The organism is Calothrix sp. CBUCES-K 9914, assembly GCF_059640475.1.
This window is the reverse complement of the sequence record NZ_JBXXZH010000336.1, coordinates 1-8419: the sequence shown is the minus strand read 5'-3', so window position 1 is coordinate 8419 and position 8419 is coordinate 1. Positions and strand designations below refer to the sequence as shown.

The window sequence follows — 8419 nt, the reverse complement described above, 5'->3', positions numbered from 1 at the left end:
TAATTCCTAGCCCCAATGTTAGCGTGGAAATTGGTTATGCAATAACTTCAAAGCGAACTGAGCAAATTATACTAGCGAACATGGAGCGTGCGGAATATCATGGTCAATTTCCCTTTGATTTGCCTACTACCCAAATTCTGCAATTCAAAAACAGCAAGGAGCTAAACAAAATACTCACAGATACGCTCCTTACACAACTCGCGCGGTTTCGGTTATTTTAAAACAGGGTATTTTAAAACAAGATTAGGAATCAATACAAGTCGTATAGTTAAAGTTTGCTTAATTTTTTAATTAGACTTCTAAGTTCTAATTTGAAATTTTTGAAATCTATACTAGGATAGATTTTTTATAGAAGAGTCTATATAAAAGTATAAATGAGCAAAAACTCAAGCGTCAAGAGTCTGCTGATTGCTAGTTGTTAAGAGGCTTGTAAGTATTTTGACAATTTTAAGCACTGAATAATGCTAAATTTATTTTCAGGAAGATTAATTTTTGCAAAATATGTTCAAAAAATATGTACATTGGTAGATGCAAGAAAAGTAAATACATCAAATAGAATATTTAGTAGAGCATCTAAGAATTGCAAGTTTTGTAGTTAGTAGGAGGTAACATTTAGAACAGCAACAAGCATTACTAAGCTCGTTAAAGCGCGTTCTGTGCAAATTTTGACTTTGATTTCTGCATTTACGTTTTTGGTTTTTGGTGCTGTGTACAGGTATACTGTGGGCTAAGTCGGAGCAAGGATTGATGCGATTAATTACAAGCGATAGCTACGCTGGGCATTTAGTACGGCGGTTGCTGATAGCTGCTATTGTAGTTCCGCTCGCGTTGGAGTGGTGGATTTTACAAGGACTACGCGCGGGACTTTTCGATGCAACGTTTGCACTATCACTGTATGCAATTATTTTGATTGTGATTTTTATCTTCATGATATGGCGCAGTGCGGCGAGCGTTGAGAAACTAAGTCGTCAGCGTGACTGGGTGCAAGCAGCACTGAATGCGAACGAAGAAAAACTTCAAAGCTTTTTTGAGTCGAATGTAATTGGAATTCTATTTGGGGACATTTACGGCAATGTTCGCCATGCAAACGACGAATTTCTAAGAATGGTTGGGTATAGCAAAGAAGATTTAGAAGCTGGAAGGATACGTTCGATTGATATGACCCCACCCGAATTTCTGACATTGGAAAAAGAACGTATTGCTGAAGCTCAAACGTTTGGAAGTTGTAAGCCGTATGAAAAGGAATTAGTACGTAAGGATGGAAGTCGTATTCCGATTTTAGTAGGATATACTTTGGCAGGGGAACAACGTGAGGAGTCAGTAGCATTTATTCTGGATTTAAGCGAGCGAAAAAAAGTTGAGGCAGAATTACAAAAAAGTGAAGAACGTTTTCGTTTGGCGGTAGATAATATTCCTGATATGTTTGTTATCTATGATGCACAGAGAAAATTACAGTTTGTTAATGCTACAGCTTTACGCTTGACAAGCAAATCAAACGAAGAAGTTATTGGAAAAACCGATGAAGAAATTTTTCCATCCTACGTTACAGATACTTATTTAAATGCACTAATTAAAGCACAACAAACTCGTACTAATCAAATCACCGAAGCGACAGTAACACTTCCTAACAGCAAAACCTTTACCACGTTAATTAAGTATGTCCCTATTCTCAGGGAAGACGGTGAACTCCACCAAATTCTTGCCATTAATAATGATATTACTGCTAGTAAACAAGTTGAAATTGCGCTGCGTAACCAGCAGAGTTGGCTTGAATACCTACTCAACTTAATGCCGGCGCCGTTACTTTTAATTGAGCCAAAAACGGCAAAAGTAACCTTTGCAAACCGTGCAGCCAATGAAATTGCTGGTGGTGAATTTCCCAAAGGTAAACCCGCTGAAGAGTATCATACCATTTATTACTGTACCGATGCAGCAGGTAAGCGCATCCCAGACGAACAAATGCCAGGTGTACGAGTTGCGCGCGGTGAACGTTTGGATGGGGTTGAAATGGACTGGCATAATTCAAATGGTGATATTCGCTCGCTGCTGATATTTGCTGATACACTAACCGAAATGTATGGTCATCCAGCTACTTGCGTGTTGATGTTTCAAGATATTAGTAAGCTCAAACAAGTAGAAAAAGCTTTATCACTAGGTTATAAGCGACTTCAATTATTGTTTGGAACTGCGAGTGATTTGTTATCAAGTCAAAAACCCATAGCACTGCTTGACAGTGTTTTCCACAAACTTTCCGAACAGATTGGTCTAGATTGTTACTTTAATTACTTAGCTGACGAACCGAGGCAGGAGTTACATTTAGCCTCATATAGCGGTGTTTGTGAAGAAGTCGCATCTAACATTAGCGTATTATATTTTAATCAAGCGGTATGCGGTACTGTTGCTGCTCAACGCCAATTTATCGCGCTGGAGGATGTACAGGATTCTACCGACCCAAAAACTAATTTGATTCGAGATTTAGAAATAACAGCATTTGCTAGTTACCCTTTAATTGCTCAAGGTCAGTTATTTGGAACGTTAGGTTTTGGCAGTCGTACCCGAACTAAATTTAGCCAAAACGAACTTGGTATGATGCAGGCAGTGTGTGACCAAATTGCTATTGCCATTGAACGTTCGCGTTTGCTTGGTTCTTTGCAGCAGCAAACAGACCAACTGCGTGATGCCAACCGAATGAAAGACGAGTTTTTGGCTATTTTATCCCATGAATTACGCTCGCCCCTCAACGCTATATTAGGCTGGGCACAGTTATTAATCGCGCGTCCAAACCTCGACGAAACGAAAAAAGTGCAAGCATTAGAAGCAGTTGAACGTAACGCGCGCGCTCAAAAGCAGTTAGTTGAGGACTTGCTTGATATTTCGCGTATCATCCGTGGTAAACTGCGACTGGATGTAACTCCATGTAATCTCGTACCGATTGTGGAAGCAGCCATTGATACAGTACGTATTGCTGCCGAAGCCAAGCAAATAGAGATACTATTTACAATTGAGGATTCCAACTGGCAAGCAAGTCAAAAAGTAGTTTCTCTTGATAAGCAAGCGCAGTGTCAACCATCAATTTTTGACCCAAAACTTTTTGTTAAAGGGGATACTGAACGTTTACAGCAAATAATTTGGAACTTATTATCCAACGCGATTAAATTTACCCCAGCAGGTGGGGAAGTTGAAATCAAACTAATCAAACTATCCGCAGAAGCTAATACTGCCTACTCGCAAGTTTTGGTTCAAGTTAAAGATAACGGTATAGGAATTCCGCCCCATTTTATACCTTATGTGTTTGACCGCTTTCGCCAAGCAGATAGTTCTAGTACCAGGACGCATGGAGGTTTAGGTTTAGGATTAGCAATAGTCAAACATTTGGTAGAACTTCACGGTGGTAGCGTTGGTGTGGAAAGTCAGGGTGAAGGTAATGGCGCCATTTTTACAGTCAAACTACCACTATCTACCTGTCCAGACCTTTCGTTTTTGAGTACTGCGACTCCAGCTTTCACCTTTTTACCCTCACTGGAAGGAGTGCGTGTATTAATAGTTGACGACGAAGCGGACACTCGTAACTTCCTTATCACCGTTCTCGAACAATCTGATGCAGAAGTACAAGCTGCTGCTTCGGTTCCTGAAGCGCTGGAATTAATACGGGAGTTCAAACCTGATGTTTTAGTTAGTGATATTGGAATGCCTGGAGAAGATGGATACTCCTTAATTCGTAAAATACGCGCGATGCCAGTTTCGGATGGAGGTAATATACCTGCCGCAGCGCTTACTGCTTATGCTCGCACAGAAGATCGACTACGAGCCATTCAAGAAGGTTTTCAATTGCATCTACCAAAACCTATCGAAGCAGCAGAATTAACTACCGTCGTCGCTTCTTTAGTAAGGAGAAATTAATTTGCAACGGATACAACGGATGTAACGGATAATTTATGGGTTTGCAACAGAATCTATATTCAAAACGGGTTAGAACTTTACTTTTAAATAAGTGTCAAAATCTCTAAGATGCTTCTTACCTAAATATGACATAAGTTCACATTTTACCCGTTTAAAGTATAGTTAACTAAAATAAACCATCCGTTACATCCGTTCATAATCCGTTACTCGTTATACCAATACTCTTCCTGACTTTTCTTATCGCTAAATAATCCTAATACTGGGCCGAGAATGGCGCCGAACACGAAACCACCAGCATGTGCCCAATAAGCAATACCACCGCTTTCCATACCAATATTAGTAGGTGTTTCAAGACTTGCTACACCATAAAATCCCTGTTGCAGGAACCAAAAGCCTAAGAAAAAATAAGCTGGTACTCGGAAAGTGGGGAAAAATATACCCAGAGGTACAACACCAAGAATTTCAGCTTGCGGAAAACGAAGAATATAGGCGCCCATTACTCCCGCGATGGCGCCACTTGCTCCTAAGTTTGGAATATTTGAATCTTGGGCAAAGTACCACTGCGTCAATGATGCTAAAACACCACATGCTAAGTAGAAAATAAGATACTTAATATGACCGAGCTTATCTTCAACGTTATTGCCAAAAATCCATAGGAACAGCATATTTCCGCCCAGGTGTAATATACCTCCATGCAGAAATTGCGAAGTAATTAATGTCGTCCATTCTGGTATAGGTTGATTAATTACAACTCCACCAAAACTTAGAGTTAGCTCGCGCGGTACAACCGCGAATAAATGCATGAACCCATCCAAGTACCGAGGAGGGAGACTCGACTCATATATAAAAGCTAAAACATTAATCGCAATCAGTCCAAAAGTCACATATGGAGTGATTGTTGTTGGATTATTGTCACGAATTGGAACCACAGACGTTTTTCCCTAACTTTAAGCAATCAGCACCACATTACTAAACTCGAAAGAGCGCGCGCTTCTTTCTGAGGTATAAATTGCGGTTATCACCAGGAGTGATTAATTTTGTTACTAATCACGTTATATTATTCTCGCCTCCGAGCATGTGTAAAATACGCTCGACATTATCTAAATTACCTATTATACGTCGTATCGGCTGCGGGTAAACTTTGACTAAAGTTGGTGTAGCTGATATTTGATCTGCTTCTGCAAGTTCAGGATGACTCAAGACGTCGATAACTTTGAGTGTATAAGGATGACTTACGTACTTTTCTAATAATTCGTAGAGTAATTGTAATATACGTTGGGTATTTGGGCTTCGTCCTGCTACAAATAATCGAAGTACGTAAGCTTGTGTATTTTCTTCTACATCTTGTACCTCTATATTTGCTGTAAATGTTGGCGCCTTGAATTCTTTTTCTGCTAAATCTGTACGAATAATCAAATCATGGTCTTTCCATAGCTCAGGAAACATAGAGCGATGCGTGGATAGTACAATGCCATCACACAATCCTTGTTGCGGCGGCGCCTTTTGCCAAACTAAATCAGGAGTTTCAAAAATCACATTCAGCAAAGGTTGATATCGAAGAACTGCTGGATATGCTTCAGCAAAAGTTTTTATTTGTTGAGTGTTTGGGTCTAACCAATGGTCAACTGTAGCTGTATAACAAGGAACTAAAAAATGCGGTGGTTCTGGTAAATCTAAAATTTTTTGTAAAGTAGTACATAAATGCGAATGCCATCTACCCTGTTTACTAGGGTCGATACAGTAAACTATATCTCCTCCAGGCGTAAACAGCGCAATGCCTTTAAATAACTTAGGTAGTGATGAGGGGTTTTGTGTCAAGAGAGTTAGGAGTGCTGAGTGCTGAGTGAGTCGTGCTGAGTTAGAAGTTAGGAGTTAGAAGTTAGGAGTTAGGAGTTAGAAGTTAACTCTTTATTCTTAACTATAAACTCAGCACGACTCACTCAGCACTTTCAACTTTATTAAACTCGACCTCTGAGGAATTGGGCCATTTCGTTAGGTGTTGGAGACATTTCTAAGGCGGTTTCTTCGGTGATTCGTCCTTCTTGATAAAGGTTAAGTAGTGCCTGGTTCATGGTTATCATCCCATCAAAGCTGGCTTGCTTCATCAATTCGCCGATTTCATCGTACTTACCGTCTTTAATCCATTCTTTAACAGCGTCAGTGTTAATTAGGATATCGTGAAATGCCGCGCGCTTACCATCAGTTGTACGACACAAACCTTGTGCGATGACTGCCACTAAGGATTCTGCGACTGCAACGCGCATCGCATCCTGTTCTTCGGCAGAATAAAGGTTTAAAATACGTTCAATTGTTTTAACAGCACTGTTAGTGTGCAAAGTTCCCATTACTAAGTGACCTGTTTGGGCAGCTTTGAGTGCGGTGTTTACGGTTTCTTTATCTCGCATTTCACCCACGAGTATCACATCTGGGTCTTCCCGTAACGCTGCTTTGAGGGCATTATCAAACTTACGGGTGTGCATTCCCACTTCGCGCTGCTTAATTAATGCTTTCTTGCTTTGGTGAACAAATTCAATTGGGTCTTCGATGGTTATAATGTGCCGAGGCATTTCATTATTCATATAGTCCATCATTGCCGCCATTGTGGTTGATTTACCCGAACCTGTTGGTCCTGTCACCAAAATCAAACCTTTATGGTAGTGGCAAACGTCGCGGAATATTGGGGGAAGACGCAACTGTTCCATTGTTAAAATTTTCAATGGAATCAATCGTAGTACCATTGCAGGACCTAGCAGCGAGTCAAAAACGTTAATCCGCACGCGCGCGAAGTCATATTGTGTGGCGCCGTCAAATTCGAGGTATTCCTGAAAACGACGAATTTCTTCTTCGCTCATTATTTCATGTAACCAAGCCATGAAGGTTTCTTTGTCGGTTTTAGGATAGTCGGTTTTGTCAATTTCTCCTCGGTTACGAAAACGGGGTACTTCGCCGACACCTAAATGGATATCCGAAAATCCTTTATCATATGCTTCCTGAATAAGTTGCGCCATCGTCAACCTGTTGGGGTTACTTTGCGCGGGTGAAGAAAGCGGTGAAGGTGCAGCACTGGGTCGAGATGTAGCTGCAACTGGTGGTGCCGCAGGTACTGGTGGAACTCCGGCTGGCGCTACTCTTGTACTTCTGTCGGCTGACATATCTAAAGTTTGTGTTGCCTGCCTTTGTGTACTCATTGCTGGTGGTGGTGGAGGAGGCGCCGGCGGAACACCACGAGGTACTGTTGGAGCTGGACTGGATGCACGAATTGTATCTGTCATATATCTTTACTTTTTAAACTTTGCCTTTACCCAAGAGCCGAGAGTGAAAACCAAGAGTGAAAACCAATATTTAAACAAATGTAAGCGGCAATGTTCGATTTCATTGCCTCTACTAGTATTAAATATTTCACACAGCCTGAGAATAAATTAATCATTATAATTCTCAGATACTCTTGATTACTTGTTTAACATACATGTTTGACTTATTACTTACGTGATAACCCTGAAGTCAACTGGTATAAATTACAAAGAATACTTATTAAAGTTTTGATGTAGTTAGATTAGAGAATTTTATGGGTCTTCACAGCAGTTGCTGTTGTAGACCTCGAAAAAATCTATAAGACATAGTTCCTTCATACGATTTAGCGAATATGAGAATTGTTAGGCGTTTTGATAAGAAATGTAAAGGCTCTCAGTAATGAAGTTGATAGTGGGAACCATAAATTTAGCGCCGTTTGAGCTTTTGCCTCCTATAGTAGATACCTATTTGGGATGCTTGGTAGTGAGTAAGGAGAGATGTCAATTCATAATTACTAAAGATTGACTGTAAAGTTTATTAAAGAAATGCTCATTTTTGGAGATGGGTTTTATATACTAAATTTCTATCGGAGAGCGATCCCCGACTTGGATGGTGATCGTTGAATCGTTTGATTTTCGAGCTTATTTTCGATTATTGCTGTGTATTTGGGAGGAAAGGTCATGACATTAGCTCAAGCATCTGTTTCAAGACAAGCCGATTCATTGCAAATGATTAAGAGCTTCCTGATATGGAATTTTACATTGGCAGTATGCTTACTGGTTGTCGGTTTTCCGTTGGTTGTTTTAATGGCTACGGTAGGATGTCTGTTATCAATTGTTTTACAATCATTTATGCCAGCTAGTGCAGTATTACTAGTAGCGGGTGGATTGGTTCTGTTTAACGTAATGGCAGTTATGATTGGGGCTGGTGTATTGACAGCAAAAGGTGTTCATCCCAGCGATATGAAATGGTTAAGCTGGTTACATGGTGAGGCTGAAGAAATGCAGACTACTGTTTATGCAGCTTGTCCTTTAACTTGTGAACTCAAATAGTAAACACATACTGCTAAAACTCGATAAACAGTGCATCTGCCCGGTTAAGCCGGGTTTTTTCATGTTTATTTGAGTGCTGAGTGATGAGTGCTGAGTGCTGAGTGATGAGTGCTGAGTGCTGAGTGCTGAGTGATGAGTGCTGAGTGCTGAGTGCTGAGTGCTGAGTGATGAGTGCT

At 40.4% G+C, this 8419-nt stretch carries 5 protein-coding genes and 1 pseudogene; 3 read left to right on the top strand and 3 right to left on the bottom strand.

The window, feature by feature from the left end; genetic code table 11:
* Both AC2JBO_RS40285 and AC2JBO_RS40280 read left to right on the top strand, forming a co-directional pair.
* Positions 1–221 (top strand): annotated as a pseudogene (locus AC2JBO_RS40285) (hypothetical protein); the annotation flags it as partial.
* 526 nt (positions 222–747) lie between these two features.
* Complete coding sequence (locus AC2JBO_RS40280) at positions 748–3900, top strand: PAS domain-containing hybrid sensor histidine kinase/response regulator (protein WP_496959242.1); 3153 nt, start codon at positions 748–750, stop codon at positions 3898–3900.
* A gap of 203 nt (positions 3901–4103) precedes the next feature.
* Here the strand turns inward: AC2JBO_RS40280 and AC2JBO_RS40275 are convergent, their stop codons facing one another.
* The 3 genes from AC2JBO_RS40275 to AC2JBO_RS40265 form a co-directional block, all read right to left on the bottom strand.
* The gene (locus tag AC2JBO_RS40275) at positions 4104–4829 is read right to left on the bottom strand and encodes a rhomboid family intramembrane serine protease (protein ID WP_496959241.1); all 726 of its coding nucleotides are present in this window, start codon (positions 4827–4829) and stop codon (positions 4104–4106) included.
* A 118-nt stretch (positions 4830–4947) separates the two neighbouring features.
* Positions 4948–5718, bottom strand: a complete 771-nt coding sequence (locus AC2JBO_RS40270) for a circadian clock KaiB family protein (RefSeq protein ID WP_496959240.1) — start codon at positions 5716–5718, stop codon at positions 4948–4950.
* A 140-nt stretch (positions 5719–5858) separates the two neighbouring features.
* On the bottom strand, positions 5859–7172 hold the full coding sequence (locus tag AC2JBO_RS40265) for a type IV pilus twitching motility protein PilT (RefSeq protein ID WP_496959239.1): 1314 nt from the start codon (positions 7170–7172) through the stop codon (positions 5859–5861).
* Between the two features lie 699 nt (positions 7173–7871).
* Here AC2JBO_RS40265 and AC2JBO_RS40260 point away from each other — a divergent pair.
* Positions 7872–8243: a hypothetical protein gene (locus AC2JBO_RS40260; RefSeq protein ID WP_496959238.1), complete on the top strand. Its 372-nt coding sequence runs from the start codon at positions 7872–7874 to the stop codon at positions 8241–8243.
* Positions 8244–8419 lie beyond the last annotated feature (176 nt).